Consider the following 22415-nt stretch of genomic DNA (forward strand, 5'->3'; position numbering starts at 1 on the left):
ATGGAAAAAAGAAGTTTTAAAGAAAAGCTCAAAAATGAATATCTAGGTCAAGGCTTTTCAGCGCTATGTGGAATATTAATAATTGCAATAACAATAGCAATAATAGTATTTATAGCTTCAAAAGGTATAAGATTATTTACAGTAGATGGATATAGCATCACAGACTTTTTGTTTAAAAATGATTGGAAGCCAAACAAAGATGGAGAACTTTCCTTTGGATCTTTAGCTTTCATCTTAGGCTCAACTTTGGTAGCAATAGGTGCAGTAGTTTTAAGTGCACCTATTGCTGTTGCCTTAGCAATTTTTGTGAATGTAATATCTAATAAGGTAGGTATGAAGATAATTAAACCATCTCTAGAAATATTAGTTGGAATACCTTCTGTTGTATATGGATGGGTTGGAATCTCGGTGTTAGTACCACTTATCAGAAATTCATTTGGTGGAATGGGATTTTCTATGCTTGCAGGAATAATAGTTCTTTCAGTGATGATATTACCAACAATTGCAACATTATCTATGGATGCAATAAAAATAATTCCTAGAGATCATATTGAAGCGTCTTATGGGTTAGGGGCAACAAGATGGCAAACAATTTCAAGAGTAATAGTTCCTGGTGCAAAATCTGGAATACTTACTGGAATTGTATTAGGCGTAGCAAGAGCCTTTGGTGAAGCGTTGGCAGTACAAATGGTAATTGGAAATACTGTTAAAATGCCAGATGGTATTCTTTCATCGATGGCAACTTTAACTAGTGTTATAACAATGGACATGGCTAATACAGTTGGGGAAACTCCATGGAATGATGCATTATGGACATTAGCATTAATTCTACTTGTAATTTCTTTTATATTTATTGTTATTGTAAGAATGATTGAAAAAAGGAGTGCAGTATAATGGATGCAAAAAGAGTTGATAAGATAGCTACAGTTGTATTTTATGTTATTAGTACGTTCATAGTGGTACTACTTGGGGCATTTATATTATATATTTTATATAGAGGTGGAAGTATGTTAAAACCTTCATTTCTATTTGGAAATCCAAAAACCACTGGTACTGGTGGTGGAATCGGACCTGAATTGTTTAATTCATTTTATATGTTAATTATTTCTTTAGTAATAACAATTCCAATTGGAGTTGGTGCTGGGATTTATTTAGCAGAATATGCAAAAGAAGGCCCTATTCTTAGATTTATTAGAATGTCTTTGGAAACAATATCTTCACTTCCATCGATTGTTATCGGTATGTTTGGATTATTGGTTTTTGTTACTATGGCAGGCTGGGGATATTCAATACTTGCTGGAGCTTTGTCAGTAAGTATATTGAATATACCATCTATGACTAGAATTTCAGAAAATGCTATAAGTGCAGCAAGTAAGAAAGTAAAAGAAGCTTCAATTGGTCTTGGTGCAACTAAATGGCAAACACTTGCAAAGATTACAGTGCCAACAGCAATGGGAGAGATACTAACAGGAATAATATTGGCATCTGGTAGAATTTTCGGAGAAGCAGCAGCATTTTTATATACAGCTGGACTAAGTTCAAAAAGTTTAAATTTTGATTCCATAAGTTTATCTGGAAATAGTTCTGCATTTTCTCTTTTTAGACCAGCAGAAACTTTAGCAGTACATATATGGAAGTTGAATTCAGAAGGAATAGTACCTGATGCAGCTCAAATAGCTAATGGAACAGCGGCTGTACTTATTATAGCTGTACTTATATTTAATGTTGGTGCTAGATTACTAGGAAATAGATTAATGAAAGCTTATAGTGGGAAGTAGGAGAGTAGTATGAATATAATAGAAACTAAAGACTTATGCTTATATTATGGAGAAAATCAGGCTCTTAAAAATATTGATATAGCTATAAATAAAAATGAAGTTACTGCACTTATTGGACCTTCAGGTTGCGGAAAGTCAACATTTTTAAGAACTTTAAATAGAATGAATGATTTAATTGAAATTGTAAAAATTACAGGGAATGTTTTTTTTGAAGGTAAAGATATTTATAAAGATTATGATGATATAGACTTAAGAAAGAGAGTAGGAATGGTGTTCCAAAGGCCTAATCCGTTTCCAATGTCTATTTATGATAATATTGCCTATGGACCTAGAATACATGGAATAAAGAATAAAAAAATATTAGATGAAATAGTAGAAAAAAGTTTAATAGGTGCAGCTCTCTGGGATGAAACTAAGGATAGATTAAAATCAAGTGCTCTTGGAATGTCTGGAGGACAACAGCAAAGATTGTGCATTGCAAGAACTTTGGCTGTTTCACCAGAAGTAATACTAATGGATGAACCAACTTCGGCTTTAGATCCTATTTCTACTAGTAAAATGGAAGAACTAATGGATGAATTAAAAAAGAAATATACGGTAATAATAGTAACACATAATATGCAGCAAGCAGGAAGAATAGCTGATAAAACAGCATTCTTTTTAAATGGAGAAGTAATTGAATATGGGAAAACAGAAGATATATTTTATAATCCAAGGGATAAAAGAACGGAAGATTATATAACAGGAAGATTTGGTTAAGAAGGAGTATTGATTATTATGACAAGAGGATCTCAGGATACAAGGGTGAAAATTATTAATAGGGAATTAGTTACTATGTCTAGTTTAGTAGAAAAGCAGATATATGAAAGTCTACTTTGCTTGAAAAATTATGATGTAGAAAAAGCTAAACAAGTTATTAAAGACGATGATAAAGTCGATGATATGCAAAAGAAAATTGAAGAGGAATGCATTAAGTATATTGCTACAGAACAACCACTTGCTACAGATTTAAGAAGAGTATTTACTGCATCTAAAATAGTGACTGATCTGGAAAGAATGGCTGACCATGCAGTAGATGTTTGCAAGATAACAAAAAGAATAGGTGGAAGCATAAGTAACAATAAAGAAATTCTAGAACAGTTGATGAGCATGGAGTCAAAAGTAAGGTCTATGTTAAAGGCAGCTATAGAAGCACACATTAACGAAGATTCTGAATTAGCATACAAAATATGTGAAAAAGATGATGAAATTGATGCAGTTTATAAATCATTATTTTCAGCTTTAGTTAATGCAATAAAGGTTGATGAAACTTTAATTGAAAAAGGAACACAATTATTATTTGTAATAAAATATTTAGAAAGAATAGGAGATCATATAACAAATATATGCGAATGGACTATTTTTTCTAAAACTGGAGCTTATGTAGATTTGAATGAATAAAATTATAGGTGAGTAAAAATGTCCGTTTAGGGCATTTTTATTTTATGTAGAAAATTAAAAAAATGAAGGCTAATGATAAAAGCATTTCTTGACGTAGCAATTATATTAATGTAATATAACAAGGATAGATATGTTATAATTAGGAGTGGAATAATGAGAAATATTATAACAATGGTAGTCTCTAATGGAATTGCAGAGGAAGTAGGAATTGAAAAAGGTGATGTTTTATTATCTATTGATGGTAATAAAATTAATGACATAATAGATTATAAATTTTTATCAGCGGATGAAGAAATAGTTTTAGAAGTAGAAAAACCAAGTGGTGAGGTTTGGAAAATTGAAATTGAAAAAGAATATGGTGAGGATTTAGGTATTGAATTTGGCGGTGGGATTATGGATAAGGCAAAATCATGCAGTAATAAATGTATATTTTGTTTCATAGATCAGTTGCCTAAAGGAATGCGAGAGTCTCTATATTTTAAAGATGACGACTCAAGATTATCCTTTCTACAGGGGAATTTCGTGACCCTAACTAATATGAAGGAAGAGGATATTGATAGAATAGTACAATATCATATAAGTCCAATCAATATTTCTGTACATACAACAAATCCAGAGCTTAGAGTAGAAATGCTTAATAATAGATTTGCCGGTAAAGTATTTGAACGTATGAAAAGACTAGCTGATGCGGGAATAAATATGAATGCACAGATAGTTTCAGTTCCAGGCATAAATAATGGTGAAGAACTTAAAAGGACAATTCAGGATTTGTACACATTATATCCTCAAGTGTCAGATATTGCTGTAGTGCCAATAGGTATAACTAAGTTTAGAGAAGGTCTTAAGAAAGTAAAGACATATACTAAAGAGCAATGTTTAGAAGAAATTGAGAATGTGAAGAAACTCCAAGAGAAATATATGAAAGAAAATGGAACACCTTTTGTAAGATTATCTGATGAATTTTATCTTGTTGCAGAGGAAGCAATACCAAGTCAGGAATTTTATGATGATTATCATCAAATTGAAGATGGAATAGGTATGGTTAGATGTTTTAGAGATGCAATAGAAAGTGATTTGGAAGATTTAGATGTAAATATGAAAGGTGATTTTTCTATTGTAACAGGGACTTTAGCATATCCAGAAATTTTAGATGCTGCAAATAAAATAAAAGAGAAAAACACAAATATAAAATTAGATGTATACAAAATAGTAAATAATTATTTTGGAAAATCAATTACAGTTGCTGGACTTTTAACAGGAACAGATATAATAGAGCAGTTAAAGGGCATAATAAATAGTAAGTACTTAATTATGTCTAGTAATATGTTTAGAAAAGGCTATGAATTATCAGATTCAACAGAGCAGATAATGCTTGATGATTTGAAAATTAAAGATATAGAAACAGCTTTAAATGTTCAAGTTATTGTGGTTGATTATACAGGAGAAGATTTGATTGAAAAACTTAATGAATATAAAGAGGAGGAATTTTAATGGGTAAACCAATAGTTGCAATAGTGGGAAGACCTAATGTTGGAAAATCGACATTGTTTAATAGATTAGCAGGAAAAAGAATTTCAATAGTACAAGATACACCAGGAGTTACGAGAGATAGAGTATATGCGGAAGCAGAGTGGTTAAGTTATAATTTTACCATGATAGATACAGGTGGTATTGAACCTGAAAGAGATGATATTATAGTAAAACAAATGAGGAGACAGGCGAACATTGCCATTGAAACAGCAGATGTTATAGTTTTTATAGTTGATGGTAAAGAAGGCTTAACACCAGCAGATAATGAAGTTGCAACTATGCTTAGAAAAAGTAAAAAGCCTGTAGTGTTAGTAGTTAACAAGGTTGATTCTCTTAAAGAGGAAGATAATGCTTGGGAATTCTACAATCTTGGAATAGGGGATCCTGTAACTATTTCTGCATCACAAGGTTTGGGACTTGGAGATATGCTTGATAAGGTAGTTGAGGGCTTTGATAAATCAATCTTCGAAGAAGAAGAGGATGAATATATAAGAATAGCTATGATTGGAAAACCTAATGTTGGAAAATCTTCGTTAATCAATAAGTTACTTGGTGAAGATCGTGTTATAGTTTCAGATGTTCCAGGAACTACAAGAGATGCAATAGATAGTCATTTAGAAACTGAAGAAGGTAAGTTTATTTTAATTGATACTGCTGGACTTAGAAGAAAGAGCAAAGTTAAAGAAGAAATTGAAAGATATAGTGTTGTAAGAACTTATGCAGCAATTGAAAGAGCTGATGTTTGTATACTTATGATTGATGCAACCGAAGGTATCACAGAGCAAGATGAAAAAATAATAGGATATGCTCATGAAATGAGAAAAGCTATTATGGTAATTGTTAATAAGTGGGATTTGGTTGAAAAAGATGATAAAACTTTAGATAAATTCAAAAAAGAATTACAAGGAAACTTAAAGTTTTTAAGTTACGCTGAATATTTATTTATTTCTGCATTAACAGGACAAAGAACAAATAAGGTGCTTCATATGGCTAAATATTGCTATGATAACTATAACAAGAGAGTATCTACAGGAATATTAAATGATGTTATAAGTAAAGCTATTCTTATGAAAGAACCTCCTGTTGTTGGAATAAAAAGAATGAAAATTTACTATGCTACTCAAGTAGCAACAAGACCGCCAAAGTTTGTGTTTTTTGTAAATGATGAAAGTGCAAGACATTTCTCATATGAAAGATATTTAGAAAATCAGTTAAGAGATAGTTTTGACTTTAAAGGAACTGGAATTCAAATAGAATACAGACAAAGAAAGGAATAATTATGAGCAAAATTGCTTTTTTAGGTGGAGGAAGTTTTGGAAGTGCTTTAGCTGTTTTACTTGCAGAAAAAGATAATATAGTTAGTATATACAATAGAGATGAAAATGTTGTTAATGAAATAAATCAGATGAGATTAAATAAAAAATATCTAAAAGATTTAAGAATTCCGGATGGAGTAACTGCATTTAATAATATTGACAAGACAATACAAGAAGCTGATTATATAGTTTTATCAGTTCCATCACACGTTATTAGAAATATGTGTAAAGCAATTAAAGGGAAAGTACCTAACCATATTCCAATAATTTCAATTGCTAAAGGTATTGAAGAAGACAGTGATAAGAGATTGTCTGTTGTGATAGAAGAAGAGCTTGAAAATCCTGTAGTAGTTTTATCGGGACCAAGTCATGCTGAAGAAGTTGCAATGAAAATACCTACAACTATTGTAAGTACATCTAAAGATATGAAATATGCTATTGAGATACAGGATTTATTTATGACATCGTATTTTCGAGTTTATACTAATGATGATATTATTGGTGTAGAAGTTGGCGGGGCTGTAAAGAATATAATTGCTTTGGCAGCAGGGGTTATAGATGGCCTTGGATATGGAGACAATACAAAGGCGGCTCTTCTTACAAGGGGGATGAAAGAAATTACAAGGGTTGGAATGGCTCTTGGAGGAAGACTAGAAACCTTTTATGGATTAACTGGAATGGGGGATCTAATAGTAACTTGTACTTCAATGCATTCTAGGAATAGAAGAGCTGGATTGCTTATTGGAAAGGGAATGTCTGTTGAAGACGCTTTAAAGGAAATTGGGATGGTTGTTGAAGGTGTGAAAGCCTGCAAAGCATTTTATCAATTAAAAGAAAAGACTGGAATATCAATGCCAATAACAGATGGCCTTTATAAAGGGTTGTTTGAAGGTAAAGATGCTAAGGTTATTGTTGACGAACTTATGAATAGAGATAAAAAAAGTGAGTTGTTTTAGTGATTGAGAACTAAGAATTAAGGAAGAAAAATTTGAGGTGTTTCTTAGATTGAACAAAAAGAGTGGTTATTCCACTCTTTTTTATTGTACAGAAAACTGCATAATTTGAGGTAATTAATAATAATTAATGCTCAATTGTCAATGAAGGATGAAATGCAGTAGGCTTTTCTAAAAAATGAACGAAAGTCTTTAGCTTTAAACATTGGCTAATAACTTAAAATTAGCAATTGAAAAAGTTATGAGAAAGGAAAATTTTCTTAAAAGGTTTTTATTGCAGCATAGCTGCTTTGGGGGGATTATGAAAAATGATCTTGGTTGCAGCATAGCTGCTTTGAAGGGATTATGAAAAATGATCTTAATTGCAGCATAGCTGCTTTTTTTATATGTGTATATTTTGAAGTTGAGCTGAATATATATATAGTGGAAAAAGAATATAGGAGGTAATTGTGTGGATAATTTTAACATATACAAAGACATATCTAATAGGACTCAAGGGGACATATATGTAGGAGTGGTTGGTCCAGTTAGAACTGGGAAATCAACCTTCATAAAAAAGTTTATGGATCTTATGGTTATACCTAAAATTGATAATACTTATAAAAAGGAAAGAGCAAAAGATGAATTGCCACAAAGTGGATCGGGAAAAAATATTCATACAACAGAACCTAAGTTTGTTCCTAACGAAGCAGTTGAGATAAACTTAGGAGATGAAATTAAATTCAAAGTGCGGATGGTAGATTGTGTGGGGTATATTGTAAAAGGAGCTCTTGGATATATGGATGGTGAAGAGAGCAAAATGGTTCACACTCCATGGTATGATTATGAAATACCATTTGAGGATGCTGCTGAAATTGGTACAAGAAAAGTAATTAAGGATCATTCTACGATTGGCATTGTAATTACCACAGATGGCAGCATTACAGGAATTGATAGGAATGATTATGTTGATGCAGAAGAAAGGGTAGTATCTGAATTACAATCTATTAATAAGCCATTCATTGTAGTTCTTAATACTAATAAGCCCAATTCGCAAGAGACTAAAAATTTAAAAAAAGAATTGGAAGAAAAATATAATGTAACTGTACAAGTTATGGATGTTTATAACATGGAGGAAGATGATATTCAAAATTTATTTAAGCATGTACTTATAGAATTTCCTGTAAAAGAAATAAATATAGATATGCCAGAATGGTTAGAAAAATTAGAAGGTAGCCATTGGCTAAAGAAAGATTTCTTCAACATAATTATGAACATGAGTCAAGATGTATCGAAGGTTAGAGATATAAAATATTGCTTAAATAACTTTGAAAATGAAGATTTTATTGGAGCAGCTACAATGAAAGAAGTGAATTTAGGCAATGGGACTGCAAAAATATTAATGAAACCAAGAGAAGGCATTTTCTATAAAGTACTTAGTGAAATTTGTGATTTGGAAGTTAATTCAGAAAGTGATCTGCTTGGCATAATAAAGGATTTAACACATGCAAAATGTGAATATGATAAGGTTAAAGATGCACTAGAAGATGTGAAAGAAAATGGGTATGGTTTAGTTGCACCTCAACTTTCAGAAATGAAATTTGAAGAGCCAGAAATAGTTAAGCAAGGTAATAAATATGGGGTGAAATTAAAAGCAAGTGCACCAAGTCTACATTTTATAAAATGTGATATTAAAACTGAAATAAGTCCTATAATGGGTTCTGAAAAAGAATCGGAAGAACTTGTGAAAGGTTTATTGGAACAATTTGAAACTGATCCAGCCCTTCTTTGGCAAAGTAATATGTTTGGAAAGTCATTAGAAGTATTAGTAAAAGAAGGCTTACAAAATAAACTCTATAAGATGCCAGAAGATGTTCAAGTGAAGATTCAAAAAACTTTGCAAAAAATAATAAATGAAGGTAATGGTGGGTTGATTTGTATAATATTATAAAAATATAATATATTCTTTTTCATAAAGTGTTGATTTTAAGGTGTAGTTTAACAAGTTAAAATTTAATTAATAATCACTACATATTTTTTCTATATAATCAACACTTTTTTATTGATATTATTTATCTTAATTAAGTAGAAAAATACATAAAAGTGGGATATAATATAAAGAAAGGATATAAATGAGGGGTATTATGAAGAGAGAGTACAAAGCTTATAAGAAAGTTGGGAAGATAGGAACCTCTATAAGTGAGCTCTTAGAGCTTGATTTACCTAGAATTGTTTATGCCTCTCCAGGTGTTATAAACCATATAAAAAAAAGACATGGTAAGCAATTCACCAAAAAAATGAAAGATAATATAATAGATATTATTGAAAAGGTGATTAAGGATCCTGAATATGTTGGGTTAGATAATAAGAGAGGAAATGGTGGCTCTCTTGAATTAATAAAAAAGGTTGATAATATTATATTGCTTTTGGGATTAGAAATTGATCTAGAAGATAAATATATTTATATTGCAACTTTGTATCCAATAACATTGTCCAAGATGAACGCTAGAATATATAGAGGAAGATTAATAAAAGTTGAAGAAGTTGAATTAAAAGAAAAAATATTGTAATATAGTATAAAGAAATTATTTTTTGAGGTGAGAAAAGGCTCCTCATGCGCTAATATTAGTAATCAGAGATGCAGGATACGCCGACCTGCCAAAAAATAATTATTTAATTTAATTATTGCATAACAATTAATTAATAATTGTTATGTTTTTTTTGCATAAAATTTCAAAGTAAAATTAAATGTTAACAAAGTGTGAACAAAATATTGACATTGAAAGTTTATTTGATTATCATTATAATCACGTTGGATAATTACTTTACATGATAAGGGGGTGTAAATTTGATAAAAAGTATGACTAGCTTTGGAAGAGCACAAAACGAGGACGAATTAAATTCATGTTTTTCAATAGAAATGAAAAGTGTTAATCATAGATATTTGGATATAAATATTAGAATGCCAAGAAATATGCTGTCATTAGAAGAAAAAATAAGAAATATAATTAGTAAAAGACTAAACAGAGGAAAAGTTGATGTTTTTATTAATTATAAAAATTATGGTAACGGGACTGGAAAAATAAATTTAAATATGAATTTGGCAAAAGAGTACTATGAGTGTTTGAGACAAATTCAAAGTGAACTGAATATTATAGATGATATATCAGTGTCTAAGATAGCTAAATTTCCAGAGGTTATTACTTTGGAAGAACCACAGGAAGATTTAGATATTATTTTCAATAAAATATCTCCATTAATTGAATCAGCTCTTAACTTGATGGAAGAAATGAGAATAAGAGAAGGTGAAAAATTAAAAGATGATATTTTATTAAAAGTAAATACAATAGAGGGTCTTGTTGAAGAAATTGAAAAAGTAGCAGATAATGTGCCTAAAGTTTATAAGAAAAAACTTGAAGAGAGACTAGACGAATTATTGTCTGGAGTAGATTTGGATGAAAGTAGAATAGCATTAGAAGTTGCAGTATTAGCTGATAAAGCAGCTATTGATGAAGAAATAACTAGACTTAGAAGTCATTTGAGTCAAATGAAAAGTACTTTAGATTTAAATGAATCTGTTGGACGGAAATTAGACTTTATAATTCAAGAAATGAATAGAGAGGCTAATACTATAGCATCTAAATCAACAGATATTAGTATGACTAATAAAATAATAGAAGTGAAAAATATAATAGAAAAAATAAGAGAACAAGTTCAAAATATTGAATAATAAGGAGGCAAAAAATGGGAATTAAATTAATAAACATAGGTTTTGGAAACATCGTTTCAGCTAATAGATTAGTTGCAATTGTGAGTCCGGAATCAGCACCTATTAAAAGAATTATTCAAGAAGCAAGAGATAGAGGTATGCTGATAGATGCTACATATGGAAGAAGAACTAGAGCAGTTATAATAACTGACAGTGACCATGTAATATTATCAGCAGTTCAACCTGAAACAGTTGCTCATAGATTATCATCAAAAGATGATGTGGCAGTTGAAGAGGATGATGATTAATGGATAACAAGAGGAGAGGACTATTAATAATCATATCAGGACCATCAGGTGCAGGGAAAGGAACAATCTGTAAGAGTTTCATGGAAAGAAATGAAGATGTTGTATTATCTGTATCTGCAACGACACGTTCTCCTAGAAAAGGTGAAGTAGAAGGCGTTAATTACTATTTTATGTCTAAAGAAGAATTTAAAGATAAAATAAAAAGCAATGATTTTCTTGAATATGCAGAAGTTTATGATAACTACTATGGCACACCAAAATCTAATGTTGAAGAAGTTTTGGAAAGTGGAAAAGATGTAATTTTAGAAATAGATATTCAAGGGGCATTGAAAGTTAAAGAAAATACTCAAGAGGGAGTTTTCGTATTTATACTTCCACCATCTATGGAAGAATTAAAGCAAAGGATTATAAATAGAGGAAGCGAAACTCAAGAGTCACTAATGAAGAGATTTAAATCAGCATATAAAGAAATAAATTTTGTATCAAAGTATAATTATGCTGTAGTAAATGATGAAGTAGAACTAGCGGTTGAAAAGCTTGAAGCTATAATAGCTGCAGAAAAATGCAGAGTAGATAGAATAAAGGATAATATATTAGATTCAAAGGAGGGCGAAATTCATGAACAACTCTATGATTAATCCATCAGTGGTAGATTTATTAGAAAAGGTGCATGATAGATATTCTTTAGTAATTTTAACATCAAAAAGAGCAAGACAAATAATAGAGGGGTCTGATCCTCAGATTTCTACTAAATCACATAAGCCTTTAACAATTGCAATCAATGAAGTGGATCAAGATGCAATTGAATATGAAATAGTTAAAGAAGGTAATAAGTAAAATGAAAAAGAATTTAGTGCTTGGTGTTAGTGGAGGAATTGCAGTATATAAAGCATTAGAAATTGTAAGTTTACTTGTGAAGAAAAATATAAATGTTGATGTAATTATGACTGAAAGTGCTACTGAATTTGTTACTCCACTTTCTTTTCAGTCATTGAGCCAAAATATGGTTACTTGTGATATGTTTTCAGAACCGAAAGCTTGGGAAATACAACATATAAGTTTAGCAACAAAGGCAGATGTGCTATTAGTAGCACCTGCTACTGCTAACATTATTGGAAAAGTGGCTAATGGGATAGCTGATGATATGTTGTCTACTACAATAATGGCGACAAAAGCAAAGGTTATTTTTGCACCAGCTATGAATACAAATATGTATGAAAATCCTATAGTTCAAGGTAACATTAAAAAGTTAAAATCCTTTGGATATGAATTTATTGATCCAATTGAAGGTAGAATGGCATGTGGAACAACTGGAGCAGGAAAATTTGAAGATCCTAAGGTTATAGTAGATAGAGTTTTAATGGAATTGCATGAGAAGAAGGACTTAGTAGGAAAGAATGTTTTAGTGACAGCAGGGCCAACTATAGCTCCAATAGATCCAGTTAGGTATATTACTAATAGATCTACAGGAAAAATGGGATATGCGATAGCTAAAGAAGCAAGGGACAGAGGTGCTAATGTTACATTGGTGACTGGACCTACTTCATTAGAAGCTCCTAAAAATATTAATGTAATAAAAATTTCTACCAATGAAGAGATGAAGAATGAGGTATTAAAATTATTTGATTCATCGGATATAATAGTAAAGTCAGCAGCAGTTGCTGATTTTAAGCCAAAAGCCTATAGTACACAAAAGATTAAAAAAGGTGACGGAGGTTTATCATTTGATTTAATAAGAGATAATGATATTCTAATGGAACTTGGAAATAGAAAAGAAAAGCAAATTTTAGTTGGATTCGCTGCTGAAAGTGAAAATTTAAAAGCTAATGCTATGACTAAACTTCATAAGAAGAAATTAGATTATATTGTAGCTAATGATATAACAGCAAGTGATACAGGATTCGCATCAGAAGATAATAGAGTAATAATTTTATCTAAAGAAGGTAATGAAATATATTTAGATAAGATGAGCAAAGAAAAGATTGCAAGTAATTTATTTGATATTATACTTGAGAAGCGCTAAATTTTTGCGCTTTTTTTGTTGAAATAAGGTGGTAAGTAAAGATTATGTATGCTGAAATAATTATTAATAGTGATGCATTAGATATAGATAAGTTATTTACATATAAAATACCTTATGAATTTCAAGAAAGAATTGATATAGGTTTTAGAGTTAAGCTTCCTTTTGGGCCTAAAAACAAACCTATAGAAGGATTTGTTTTTTCTATATTAAGAGATACTTCAATTAAATTTGATTACAAAGTGAAAGAAATTTTAACTTTATGTGATAAGGAAGCTATGTTAACTAAAAATGATATAGAAATAATTAAATTTATGAGAAAAAAATATCTTTGTAGATACATTGATGCAATTCGTCTTATGATTCCTGTTGGAATTATGAAGGGGTCAAAGGAAAAAACGAAAAAGGTTATATATATTAATAAAGAAATAGATGATCAAGAATTAAATAAAGAAAATTATATAAATTTATATAATTTTATACTTGATAACGATGGGATTTTTTCTAAAGCTGAAATTACAAGCAATAAACAATTTTCCTTATACTCTTTAAATAAACTCATAGAAAAGAATATTTTTAGAGTTGAAGAGCAAGTGGTCTTTAGATATAACGTTCGCCAATATGAAACTGATAGCAGTAAAAAATTAACTGAAGAGCAAAGTGACTGCCTAAATAAGATTTTAAGTGGAACAAATTTAAAATATCTTATTAAAGGTGTTACAGGATCAGGAAAGACAGAAGTATATATGAGATTGGTTGAGGAAATGTTAAATGAAGGTAAGAGTGCAGTAGTTTTAGTTCCAGAAATTTCATTAACGCCTCAAATGATTGAAAGATTTAAAGGACGTTTTGGAGAAAATGTAGCATTGTTTCATAGTAGATTAAGTGATGGTGAACGATTTGATGAGTGGTATAGAATTAAAGAAGGAAAAGCTAAATTAGCTATTGGTGCAAGAAGTGCTTTGTTTTTGCCATTTCAAGATCTTGGACTTATAATAATTGATGAAGAACATGAAAATACATATAAATCAGAACATAATCCCAAGTATCAGGCTAGAGAAGTAAGTGAATTCATATGTGAATTAAAAAAATGTAAGTTGGTATTAGGTTCAGCTACTCCGAATATTGAAAGCTATTACAGGGCTATTAATGGAGAATATGAATTAATTCATATGAATAAAAGAGTAAATGGGAAAAGAATGCCATTTATGAAAATAGTAGATATGAGAGAAGAACTTAAGAATAAAAATCTTTCTTTATTTAGTAAGACATTATTGAATGAACTTGATGAGACCTTAAAGAATAAAAAACAGGCTATTTTATTTTTAAATAGGAGAGGGTATTCGACTTTTATTTCATGTAGAAGCTGTGGGTATGTATTTAAGTGCCCAGAATGTGATGTTTCAATGACATATCATAAGAATGGTTATTTAATATGCCATTATTGTGGGAGGGCTGAACAAGTACAGAAGGTTTGTCCCAAATGCAATAGTAAATATGTGAAATTTTTTGGAGCAGGAACAGAAAGAGTTGAATTAGAAGTAAAGAAATTTTTTCCTAAAGCAAGAATTTTAAGAATGGATGTTGATACGACTAGGTTTAAGAATGCACATGAATCTATCTACAATTCATTTAAAAATGGTGAAGCAGACATTTTGATTGGTACTCAAATGGTATCAAAAGGACTAGACTTTAAAAATGTTACATTAGTAGGAGTTTTAGCTGCCGATATGTCTTTAAATTTACCTGATTATAGAGCTGCTGAAAGAACGTATCAAATAATAACTCAAGTAGCAGGTAGGGCAGGAAGAGGAGAAGACGAAGGAAAAGTAATTGTTCAAAGTTATACCCCAAACCATTATAGTTTGAATTATGCTATGGAAGAAGACTATAAATCGTTATTTGATGAAGAAATAAAACTTAGAAGGTTGATGGGTAATCCACCTTTTGGTAAAATATTATTAATTAATTGTAATTCGAAATCAGAAGAAAAATTAAAAAACTTTATGTATATTTTAGCTGATAACTTGAAAAAAATAGTATCAGAGGATTTAACAATGTTAGGTCCAGTTCCTTGTATTATTACGAAGATAAAAGAAAATTATAGATGGCAGATAATAATTAAAGGAATTTTTAATGATGAGTTTGGAGAAAAAGTAAAAGATATGCTTTATATATTAAATAAGAGTGTATATAATGAAATAAGGGTTAGTATAGATGTTAATCCTAATAATATGACATAGGGGGAATACAAATGGCATTAAGAAATATAAGAAAATATGGAGATGACGTTTTAAGAAAGAAATGTAGAGAAATAGATAAAATAGATGATAGATTATTGACATTAATTGAAGATATGAAAGAAACAATGTATGAAGCTGATGGAGTTGGCCTTGCAGCTCCACAAGTTGGCATATTGAAAAGATTATTTATTGTAGATATTGGAGAAGGTCCATTAGTATTCATTAATCCTGAAATACTTGAAACAAGTGGAACACAAACAGATGAAGAAGGATGTCTTAGTTTACCAGGTAAAACAGAAGAAGTAACTAGACCTAACTTTGTTAAAGCTAGAGCTTTAAATGAAAAAGGTGAAGAATTTGAGATAGAAGCAGAAGAGCTACTTGCAAGGGCTATTTTACATGAATATGATCATTTAAATGGAACGCTCTTCATTGATAGAGTGAACTCACCTTCTCAAAAATAAATTTGCTAGGAGGCAACATGAAATGAATATAGTATTTATGGGTACTCCAGATTTTGCAGTTCCTTCATTAAGTAAATTAATTAATACATATGAAGTTTCAGCAGTTTTTACTCAACCTGATAAGCCTAAAGGAAGAGGAAAGAAAATGGCATGCTCAGAAGTTAAGGAAGAAGCATTAAAGCATGGGATACCAGTGTATCAACCTTTAAAATTAAAGAATGATGCAGAATTAATTCAGAAACTAAAGGACTTACAACCAGATTTTATTATAGTAGTAGCTTTTGGTCAAATTTTGACTAAAGAGGTACTGGGTATACCGAAATTTGGATGTGTTAATCTTCATGGATCACTATTACCAATGTATAGAGGATCTGCGCCAATACAGTGGTCAGTAATAAATGGTGAAAAAGTATCAGGTAATACTACTATACTTATGGATGCAGGGATAGATACAGGAGACATGATTCTTAAAGATGAAGTTGAAATTACTAATAATATGACTGCAGGAGAATTATATGATATATTAAAGGTAAGAGGTGCAGATCTTTTAGTTAAAAGTATAGAAGGAATTGCAAATGGAAGCGTGACTTTGGAAAAACAGGGTGATGAAACTTTTTATGCAAAGCCACTTGATAAAAATATTGCAAATATTAATTGGTGTAAGCAAGCAAGTGAGATACATAACTTGGTTAGAGGGTTAAATCCTTGGCCTATTGCGTATACTAGCTATAAAGAAGATAGAATGAAAATTTATGAAACAGAAGTAAGTGATGAAGAAAGTTCAAAGGAACCTGGAACTATAATTGATGTAAGTAAGAAGGGCTTAAAGGTTTCGTGTAAGGAAGGCGTTCTGATTATAAAAAAGGTACAATTTCCGAATGGAAAACCACTTACTATTGAACAATATATAAATGGGCATGAAATTGAAAAAAATATTATTTTAAAATAATGGAGGGATGTCTAAATGCCTTTTTATCCATTTTTTGATTCAACAATGCTACTATTACTTCCAGCTATAATAATTTCATTTTGGGCACAAACAAAAATAAATAGCACGTATAGTAAATATAATGAAGTAAGAACAGTTAATGGCTATACTGGGCAGCAGGTTGCACGAATGATGTTAGATGACGCAGGATTATATGATGTAAGAATAGAAGTCATAAATTCAAAACTTGGAGATCATTATGATCCATCTAATAAGGTGTTAAGATTATCTCCAGATGTTTATTTTGGTGAAACAATTTCTTCAGCTGGAATAGCAGCACACGAAGTTGGGCATGCACTTCAACATAAGGAGAAATATGCACCACTTGTTATTAGAAATAGCATAGTCCCCGCTGTAAATATTGGTTCTAGTTTATCGTGGATATTATTTATAGCTGGTTTATTTCTGGGATTTAAGGGATTAACTACATTAGGGATAATTCTGTTTTTAGGTGTAGTAGTGTTTCAGATAATAACCTTGCCAGTTGAATTTAATGCTTCTACAAGAGCTTTAGATATATTAAAATCAAGAGGAATATTATATGCCGAAGAAAATAAAAATGCACAAAAAGTTTTAGATGCAGCAGCTATGACTTATGTAGCAGCTACATTGATGGCAATATCACAATTAGTAAGACTTATTGCATTAAGTAATAGAGATGATTAAAAAAAAAGAGGTAGATTATGAATTGTAGAAAATTAGCAGTAAAAATATTAGATAGAGTCTTAAATGAAGGAGCATATTCTAATATTGTACTATCAAAAGAATTAAATGAAGTAGAATTAAATGATAAAGACAAAGCTCTATTGACTGAAATAGTATATGGAGTTTTAAGAAGAAAGAAAACACTAGATATAATAATATCTAATTTTGTAAAAGATATAAAGTTGATGGATAGAAATATCTTAAATATTTTAAGAGTAGCAATATATCAAATGAATTTTTTAGATAAGATACCAAGTTATGCAGCTTGTAATGAAGCTGTTGAAGAAGCAAAAGAAATATCAGAAAATGATTCAAAGTTAGTGAATGGAATACTAAGAAATTTTACAAAAAATCCAGATGATATTGAAGTGCCTGGAAATAAAATTGATGAGTATGCATATAAATTTTCTTTTGAGCCATGGATGATAAGACTTTTAATAAAGCAATATGGTGAAGCATTATCAAAGAAAATAATGTCAGGATTAAATACAATCCCACAAGTTAGTGTTAGGGTAAATGAATTAAAAGCAGATTATGATGAAGTTTTTGAAGAATTAGAAGCACTTGAATATGATGTTGAAGAAGGGGCAGTTTGTCCAGAAGCTATTTGCATAAAAGGTGGTAAGTCAATAGAAAATAATCCTTTATTCAACGAAGGGAAAATTACAGTTCAAGATGAAAGTGCAATGATTATAGCACCTTTATTAGAGCTTGAAGAAAATATGACAGTTATAGATTTATGTAGTGCACCTGGAGGAAAAACAACTCACATTGCTGAAATACTTCAAAACACTGGAAAAGTATTAGCTTTTGATATACATGAATCTAAACTTGGATTAATAAAAGAAAACTGTGAAAGATTAGGAATCACAAATGTTGAAGTTAATGTAAATGATGCTACTAAATTAAATCCAGAACTAGTATCATCTAGTGATAGAATATTAATTGATGTTCCATGTTCTGGAATTGGGATAATAAGAAAGAAACCTGAAATAAAATGGAATAAAACTAGATCTGATTTAAGAGAACTTATACCAATACAAAGGGATATAATGGAAAATGCTTGGCAATATTTGAAAAAGGGTGGAATAATGATATATTCTACTTGTACCTTAAATAAGGAAGAAAATGAAGAAAATATTGAGTGGTTTATTGATAAGCATAAGGATTGTAATATAAAGAAAATTTTTATAGGGAATCAAAATAATTTAGTTTATAATAGAAATGGTTCTTTAACAATTATACCTAATGAAAATATGGATGGATTTTTTATGGCTAAATTAGAAAAAATCTAATAGTAGGTGGATAGATGAATAATTTATTGAATTATACTTTAGAAGAACTTAAAGTTTGGATGAAAGAAAATGGCGAAAGTGCATTTAGAGCCCAGCAAGTATTTTCTTGGATTTATAAAGGGGTTAATGAATTTGAGGGTATGAAAAATATATCAAAGCCATTAGTATCAAAGTTGAAAGAAAACTTCAATATTGATTTGCCGAAAGTAATAGAAGTATATAAATCCGAAATTGATGGGACTGAAAAGTTTTTATTAGGCTTTGAGGATGGAAACTTAATAGAGTCTGTGCTTATGAGGTATAAACATGGGAATTCTATATGCATATCAACGCAAGTTGGTTGTGCAATGGGGTGTAAATTTTGTGCATCTACAATCGAAGGAAAAGTTAGAAATTTGACAACAAGTGAAATTTTATCACAGGTTCTTACGGTTCAAAATTTTATTAAAGATAGAATATCGAATATAGTTTTGATGGGAAGTGGAGAACCTTTAGATAATTATGATAATGTAATAAAATTTTTGGAAGTTGTATCAGCAGAATATGGCTTGAATATCGGGCAAAGACATATAACGCTATCAACTTGTGGAATTGTTCCTAAAATATATGAGCTGGCAGATAAGGATTTTAGTATAACTTTAGCAATTTCATTACATGCATTTAGTGATGAAAAAAGAAAAGAAATTATGCCTATTGCTAATAAATATAGTATAAAAGAAATATTAGAAGCTTGTAAGTATTATATTGACAAGACTAATAGAAGAATTACTTTTGAATATGCTTTAGTAAAAGGCGTAAATGATGGAAAAGAAGATGCAAGAGCATTGGGTAATTTGTTAAAAGGAATGCTATGTCATGTGAATTTAATACCTGTAAATGAAATAAAAGAAAATGACTTTAGAAGATCTTCTAAAAAGTGTATTGATGATTTTTCAGAGATACTTAAAAATTATGGGATAGAAGTTACCACAAGGCGCGAGATGGGAAGCGACATAAATGCAGCATGTGGACAACTTAGAAGAAGTTACATGGAAACCCAAGAACTAGAGGGGAGTAAGAAATGGTAGGCTTAGTTAGTGACGTTGGACTAAAAAGAAAATTAAATGAAGATTACGCTTCTTATCTTGAAAAAGAAGAGTTTAAAGTATATGTAGTAGCAGATGGAATGGGCGGACATAATGCTGGTGAAGTTGCTAGTGAAATGGCTGTGAAGAGAATTATTAACTATATAGATGAAAAATATTCTTCTAGTAAAATAAACAATTTGCTTGCAGAAGCAATAGAAAAGGTAAATAGAGATATATTTAATTATTCTAACACTAATGAAAGTTTAAGTGGAATGGGAACTACGGTTACCGCTTCATTTATAACCAAAGATTTTGTCCATATTGCTAATGTTGGAGATAGCTCATGTTTTGGAATAAGAAAGAATGAAATTATAAAGATAACTAAAGATCATTCTTTAGTGCAAGAACTTGTTGATATGGGCAGTATAAGTGAGAAGGAAGCTGAAAAGCATCCTAAAAAAAATATTATTACTAGAGCGTTAGGCACTGGTAGTAGTGTGTGTGTAGATATATTTGAATTAGAAAATAAAGAATATGATTTATATTTATTATGTTCTGATGGTTTAACGAATGAATTGACAAAGGAAGAAATTTTACAAGTTATCATGGAAGAGGATGACTATGTAAAGATAGCTAATAAATTAGTCTACTTGGCGAATGAAAAAGGTGGCAGGGATAATATAACAGTATTGTTGTTTGGAGGAGATATTTAGTATGGATGGAATTGTACTTGGAAACAGATACGAGTTGTTGGAAAAAATTGGAGAAGGCGGAATGTCTGAAGTATTTAAAGCTAGATGTAATAAATTAAATAGATTTGTTGCAGTTAAAATACTTAAAAAAGAATTTTGTAATAACCCTGATATCGTTGAAAAATTTAAGGGAGAAGCAACTGCCATTGCAACATTATCAGATAACAATATAGTAAATATACTTGATGTAGGAACTCAAGATGATATTAATTATATTGTAATGGAATATGTTAAAGGAAAAACCCTAAAAGATATCATAAAGCAAGTGGGAAAGATGAATTATGAAACAGCTATATCTGTTGCTATACAAATAGCTAAAGCGTTAGATTGTGCACATAGAAATAAAATAATTCATAGAGATGTTAAACCACAAAATATATTAGTAACTGAAGATGGAGTCATGAAAGTAACTGACTTTGGAATAGCAAAATCTCCAACGACAGAAACTATCACTAATACAAGCACTATAATGGGATCTGCTCACTATCTTTCTCCAGAGCAAGCTAAAGGAACTTTTATTGATTGTAGAACTGATTTATATTCCCTTGGGGTAGTTTTATATGAAATGGTTACTGGGACTCTTCCTTTTCAAGCAGATACTGCAGTAACTATAGCTTTAAAGCATTTACAAGAAGATGTAGTACCGCCTAAAAATCTTAATTCCAAAATTCCAGAAAGTTTAAATCAACTTATTTTGAAGTCAATGGAAAAGGAACCAATAAAAAGATATCAAACTGCTAAAGAGATGATATCAGATTTGCAAAGAATAAAAGATGATCCAAATGTGCAAATTGATAAGGAAGATAATGATCATACAATAATAATGTCTGCTGTAACTCAACAAATACCTAAAAATGATGAAAAAATAAATAGACCGTATGAAGATGATGATGATGACGATGATTATTATTATGAAGATGAGGATGAAAAAGAAGGCGGAATAAATAAAAAAAGAATAATGAAAGTTGGAATAGGTGTCGCTTTAGCTCTTTTATTAGTAGTTATAGGTGTTGCAGCATTTAAAATATTCAGTTCAGGAACCTCAAGTAACAAAGAAGTTCAAGTTCCTAACATAGTTGGAATGAAAGAAGATGATGCTAAGAAAGAATTAGATAAATTGAATTTAGTCTTAGTAGAAGGTGGAACTGATATTAGTGATCAGCCTGAAGGAACAATATTACAAATGAAACCTGATTCTGGAACGATGGTAAAAGAAAAGAGTGAAATAAGAGTTATTGTAAGTAAGGGTGGAAAGAAAACGTTAATGCCTGATTTAGTAGGTTATGATGTTGATAAAGGTAATACGATTTTAAGTGCCTTTGGACTTAAAATTGGAGATAAAACTGAAGATTTTAGTGATGATGTACCAAAAGGTCAAATTATAAGTCAAAAACCTACAAAAGATACGGAAGTTACATCTGGAGATAAAGTTTCAGTTGTTGTAAGTAAAGGTCCAGAAGTTAAACTTACAAAGGTTCCAAGTGTCAAAGGCTTAACTGCAGATGATGCTAAGAGTAAATTAGAGGGTGCTAACTTGAAGGTTGTTCCAAGTACTAAAGAAACTCAAAACCAAAGTGAAAATGGTATAGTTTTAGATCAATCAATTGATCCAAACAGTAGAGTAGAACAAGGCACTTCTGTAACTATTACAGTTGGTAATTATGTTCAAAAACAAGCACCACCGGCTGTAAATGCACCAGGTACTACACAAAATGGAACAACTCCAGGAACTACTAATTCAGGGCCAGGAAGTAGTACACCGGGTTCGGGCACTTCTAATACACAGACACCATCAGGAAATGACAAAACTAATAATCAAAATAATACATCGCCAGGCAAAAATACAAGTCCAAATAGATAATCTTAAC

22 protein-coding genes are annotated in these 22415 nt (G+C 30.4%); all 22 read left to right on the plus strand.

What is annotated here, in order from left to right; genetic code table 11:
- The 22 genes from pstC (at nucleotide 1) to pknB (ending at nucleotide 22408) form a co-directional block, all read left to right on the plus strand.
- Nucleotides 1-894 (plus strand): phosphate ABC transporter permease subunit PstC, encoded by an 894-nt coding sequence (gene pstC, locus CSPA_RS06210; protein ID WP_015391364.1) that lies wholly within the window; start codon nucleotides 1-3, stop codon nucleotides 892-894.
- Nucleotides 894-1778: a phosphate ABC transporter permease PstA gene (gene pstA / locus CSPA_RS06215; protein ID WP_015391365.1), complete on the plus strand. Its 885-nt coding sequence runs from the start codon at nucleotides 894-896 to the stop codon at nucleotides 1776-1778. The genes pstC and pstA overlap by 1 nt, the downstream gene beginning before the upstream one ends.
- Nucleotides 1779-1787: 9 nt before the next feature.
- Nucleotides 1788-2537, plus strand: a complete 750-nt coding sequence (gene pstB, locus CSPA_RS06220) for a phosphate ABC transporter ATP-binding protein PstB (RefSeq protein ID WP_015391366.1) — start codon at nucleotides 1788-1790, stop codon at nucleotides 2535-2537.
- An 18-nt stretch (nucleotides 2538-2555) separates the two neighbouring features.
- On the plus strand, nucleotides 2556-3218 hold the full coding sequence (gene phoU / locus CSPA_RS06225; RefSeq protein WP_015391367.1) for a phosphate signaling complex protein PhoU: 663 nt from the start codon (nucleotides 2556-2558) through the stop codon (nucleotides 3216-3218).
- 153 nt (nucleotides 3219-3371) lie between these two features.
- On the plus strand, nucleotides 3372-4709 hold the full coding sequence (locus tag CSPA_RS06230) for a DUF512 domain-containing protein (protein ID WP_015391368.1): 1338 nt from the start codon (nucleotides 3372-3374) through the stop codon (nucleotides 4707-4709).
- Nucleotides 4709-6025, plus strand: coding sequence for a ribosome biogenesis GTPase Der (der, locus tag CSPA_RS06235; RefSeq protein WP_015391369.1), 1317 nt, complete (start codon nucleotides 4709-4711; stop codon nucleotides 6023-6025). Before CSPA_RS06230 ends, der begins: the two co-directional genes overlap by 1 nt.
- A gap of 2 nt (nucleotides 6026-6027) precedes the next feature.
- Nucleotides 6028-7020 carry an NAD(P)H-dependent glycerol-3-phosphate dehydrogenase gene (locus CSPA_RS06240; protein WP_015391370.1) on the plus strand — a complete coding sequence of 331 codons (993 nt, stop codon included), beginning with the start codon at nucleotides 6028-6030 and terminating at the stop codon, nucleotides 7018-7020.
- Nucleotides 7021-7468: 448 nt separating this feature from the next.
- The gene (gene spoIVA, locus CSPA_RS06245; RefSeq protein WP_015391371.1) at nucleotides 7469-8947 is read left to right on the plus strand and encodes a stage IV sporulation protein A; all 1479 of its coding nucleotides are present in this window, start codon (nucleotides 7469-7471) and stop codon (nucleotides 8945-8947) included.
- Nucleotides 8948-9140: 193 nt separating this feature from the next.
- A complete protein-coding gene (locus CSPA_RS06250) occupies nucleotides 9141-9566 on the plus strand; it encodes a PBECR3 domain-containing polyvalent protein (RefSeq protein ID WP_015391372.1) in 426 nt (141 codons plus the stop codon).
- A 278-nt stretch (nucleotides 9567-9844) separates the two neighbouring features.
- Nucleotides 9845-10726: a YicC/YloC family endoribonuclease gene (locus tag CSPA_RS06255; protein WP_015391373.1), complete on the plus strand. Its 882-nt coding sequence runs from the start codon at nucleotides 9845-9847 to the stop codon at nucleotides 10724-10726.
- A 14-nt stretch (nucleotides 10727-10740) separates the two neighbouring features.
- A complete protein-coding gene (gene remA, locus CSPA_RS06260) occupies nucleotides 10741-11013 on the plus strand; it encodes an extracellular matrix/biofilm regulator RemA (RefSeq protein ID WP_015391374.1) in 273 nt (90 codons plus the stop codon).
- Complete coding sequence (gmk, locus tag CSPA_RS06265; protein WP_015391375.1) at nucleotides 11013-11651, plus strand: guanylate kinase; 639 nt, start codon at nucleotides 11013-11015, stop codon at nucleotides 11649-11651. The genes remA and gmk overlap by 1 nt, the downstream gene beginning before the upstream one ends.
- On the plus strand, nucleotides 11632-11850 hold the full coding sequence (rpoZ, locus tag CSPA_RS06270) for a DNA-directed RNA polymerase subunit omega (protein WP_015391376.1): 219 nt from the start codon (nucleotides 11632-11634) through the stop codon (nucleotides 11848-11850). The genes gmk and rpoZ overlap by 20 nt, the downstream gene beginning before the upstream one ends.
- 1 nt (nucleotide 11851) lies before the next feature.
- Entirely contained in the window at nucleotides 11852-13036 is a 1185-nt protein-coding gene (coaBC, locus tag CSPA_RS06275) for a bifunctional phosphopantothenoylcysteine decarboxylase/phosphopantothenate--cysteine ligase CoaBC (RefSeq protein WP_015391377.1), read from the plus strand.
- 44 nt (nucleotides 13037-13080) lie between these two features.
- Entirely contained in the window at nucleotides 13081-15276 is a 2196-nt protein-coding gene (priA, locus tag CSPA_RS06280) for a primosomal protein N' (RefSeq protein ID WP_015391378.1), read from the plus strand.
- 11 nt (nucleotides 15277-15287) lie between these two features.
- Nucleotides 15288-15740 (plus strand): peptide deformylase, encoded by a 453-nt coding sequence (gene def / locus CSPA_RS06285; protein WP_015391379.1) that lies wholly within the window; start codon nucleotides 15288-15290, stop codon nucleotides 15738-15740.
- Nucleotides 15741-15762: 22 nt separating this feature from the next.
- Nucleotides 15763-16689, plus strand: coding sequence for a methionyl-tRNA formyltransferase (fmt, locus tag CSPA_RS06290; protein WP_015391380.1), 927 nt, complete (start codon nucleotides 15763-15765; stop codon nucleotides 16687-16689).
- A 15-nt stretch (nucleotides 16690-16704) separates the two neighbouring features.
- Nucleotides 16705-17394 (plus strand): zinc metallopeptidase, encoded by a 690-nt coding sequence (locus CSPA_RS06295; protein WP_015391381.1) that lies wholly within the window; start codon nucleotides 16705-16707, stop codon nucleotides 17392-17394.
- Between the two features lie 17 nt (nucleotides 17395-17411).
- A complete protein-coding gene (gene rsmB / locus CSPA_RS06300) occupies nucleotides 17412-18728 on the plus strand; it encodes a 16S rRNA (cytosine(967)-C(5))-methyltransferase RsmB (RefSeq protein ID WP_015391382.1) in 1317 nt (438 codons plus the stop codon).
- 14 nt (nucleotides 18729-18742) lie between these two features.
- Nucleotides 18743-19795, plus strand: coding sequence for a dual-specificity RNA methyltransferase RlmN (rlmN, locus tag CSPA_RS06305; protein WP_015391383.1), 1053 nt, complete (start codon nucleotides 18743-18745; stop codon nucleotides 19793-19795).
- A complete protein-coding gene (locus CSPA_RS06310; RefSeq protein ID WP_015391384.1) occupies nucleotides 19789-20508 on the plus strand; it encodes a Stp1/IreP family PP2C-type Ser/Thr phosphatase in 720 nt (239 codons plus the stop codon). Before rlmN ends, CSPA_RS06310 begins: the two co-directional genes overlap by 7 nt.
- A gap of 1 nt (nucleotide 20509) precedes the next feature.
- On the plus strand, nucleotides 20510-22408 hold the full coding sequence (gene pknB, locus CSPA_RS06315) for a Stk1 family PASTA domain-containing Ser/Thr kinase (RefSeq protein ID WP_015391385.1): 1899 nt from the start codon (nucleotides 20510-20512) through the stop codon (nucleotides 22406-22408).
- Nucleotides 22409-22415: the final 7 nt, after the last annotated feature.

Origin of the sequence: Clostridium saccharoperbutylacetonicum N1-4(HMT), assembly GCF_000340885.1 — a bacterium.
Classification (GTDB): Bacteria; Bacillota; Clostridia; order Clostridiales; family Clostridiaceae; genus Clostridium; species Clostridium saccharoperbutylacetonicum.

What these genes read in the sequence shown, in the direction of transcription:
- pstC (WP_015391364.1), top strand. Translation starts at nt 1, where the DNA reads ATGGAAAAAAGAAGTTTTAAAGAAAAGCTCAAAAATGAATATCTAGGT.
- pstA (WP_015391365.1), top strand. Translation starts at nt 894, where the DNA reads ATGGATGCAAAAAGAGTTGATAAGATAGCTACAGTTGTATTTTATGTT.
- pstB (WP_015391366.1), top strand. Translation starts at nt 1,788, where the DNA reads ATGAATATAATAGAAACTAAAGACTTATGCTTATATTATGGAGAAAAT.
- phoU (WP_015391367.1), top strand. Translation starts at nt 2,556, where the DNA reads ATGACAAGAGGATCTCAGGATACAAGGGTGAAAATTATTAATAGGGAA.
- CSPA_RS06230 (WP_015391368.1), top strand. Translation starts at nt 3,372, where the DNA reads ATGAGAAATATTATAACAATGGTAGTCTCTAATGGAATTGCAGAGGAA.
- der (WP_015391369.1), top strand. Translation starts at nt 4,709, where the DNA reads ATGGGTAAACCAATAGTTGCAATAGTGGGAAGACCTAATGTTGGAAAA.
- CSPA_RS06240 (WP_015391370.1), top strand. Translation starts at nt 6,028, where the DNA reads ATGAGCAAAATTGCTTTTTTAGGTGGAGGAAGTTTTGGAAGTGCTTTA.
- CSPA_RS06250 (WP_015391372.1), top strand. Translation starts at nt 9,141, where the DNA reads ATGAAGAGAGAGTACAAAGCTTATAAGAAAGTTGGGAAGATAGGAACC.
- remA (WP_015391374.1), top strand. Translation starts at nt 10,741, where the DNA reads ATGGGAATTAAATTAATAAACATAGGTTTTGGAAACATCGTTTCAGCT.
- gmk (WP_015391375.1), top strand. Translation starts at nt 11,013, where the DNA reads ATGGATAACAAGAGGAGAGGACTATTAATAATCATATCAGGACCATCA.
- rpoZ (WP_015391376.1), top strand. Translation starts at nt 11,632, where the DNA reads ATGAACAACTCTATGATTAATCCATCAGTGGTAGATTTATTAGAAAAG.
- coaBC (WP_015391377.1), top strand. Translation starts at nt 11,852, where the DNA reads ATGAAAAAGAATTTAGTGCTTGGTGTTAGTGGAGGAATTGCAGTATAT.
- priA (WP_015391378.1), top strand. Translation starts at nt 13,081, where the DNA reads ATGTATGCTGAAATAATTATTAATAGTGATGCATTAGATATAGATAAG.
- def (WP_015391379.1), top strand. Translation starts at nt 15,288, where the DNA reads ATGGCATTAAGAAATATAAGAAAATATGGAGATGACGTTTTAAGAAAG.
- fmt (WP_015391380.1), top strand. Translation starts at nt 15,763, where the DNA reads ATGAATATAGTATTTATGGGTACTCCAGATTTTGCAGTTCCTTCATTA.
- CSPA_RS06295 (WP_015391381.1), top strand. Translation starts at nt 16,705, where the DNA reads ATGCCTTTTTATCCATTTTTTGATTCAACAATGCTACTATTACTTCCA.
- rsmB (WP_015391382.1), top strand. Translation starts at nt 17,412, where the DNA reads ATGAATTGTAGAAAATTAGCAGTAAAAATATTAGATAGAGTCTTAAAT.
- rlmN (WP_015391383.1), top strand. Translation starts at nt 18,743, where the DNA reads ATGAATAATTTATTGAATTATACTTTAGAAGAACTTAAAGTTTGGATG.
- CSPA_RS06310 (WP_015391384.1), top strand. Translation starts at nt 19,789, where the DNA reads ATGGTAGGCTTAGTTAGTGACGTTGGACTAAAAAGAAAATTAAATGAA.
- pknB (WP_015391385.1), top strand. Translation starts at nt 20,510, where the DNA reads ATGGATGGAATTGTACTTGGAAACAGATACGAGTTGTTGGAAAAAATT.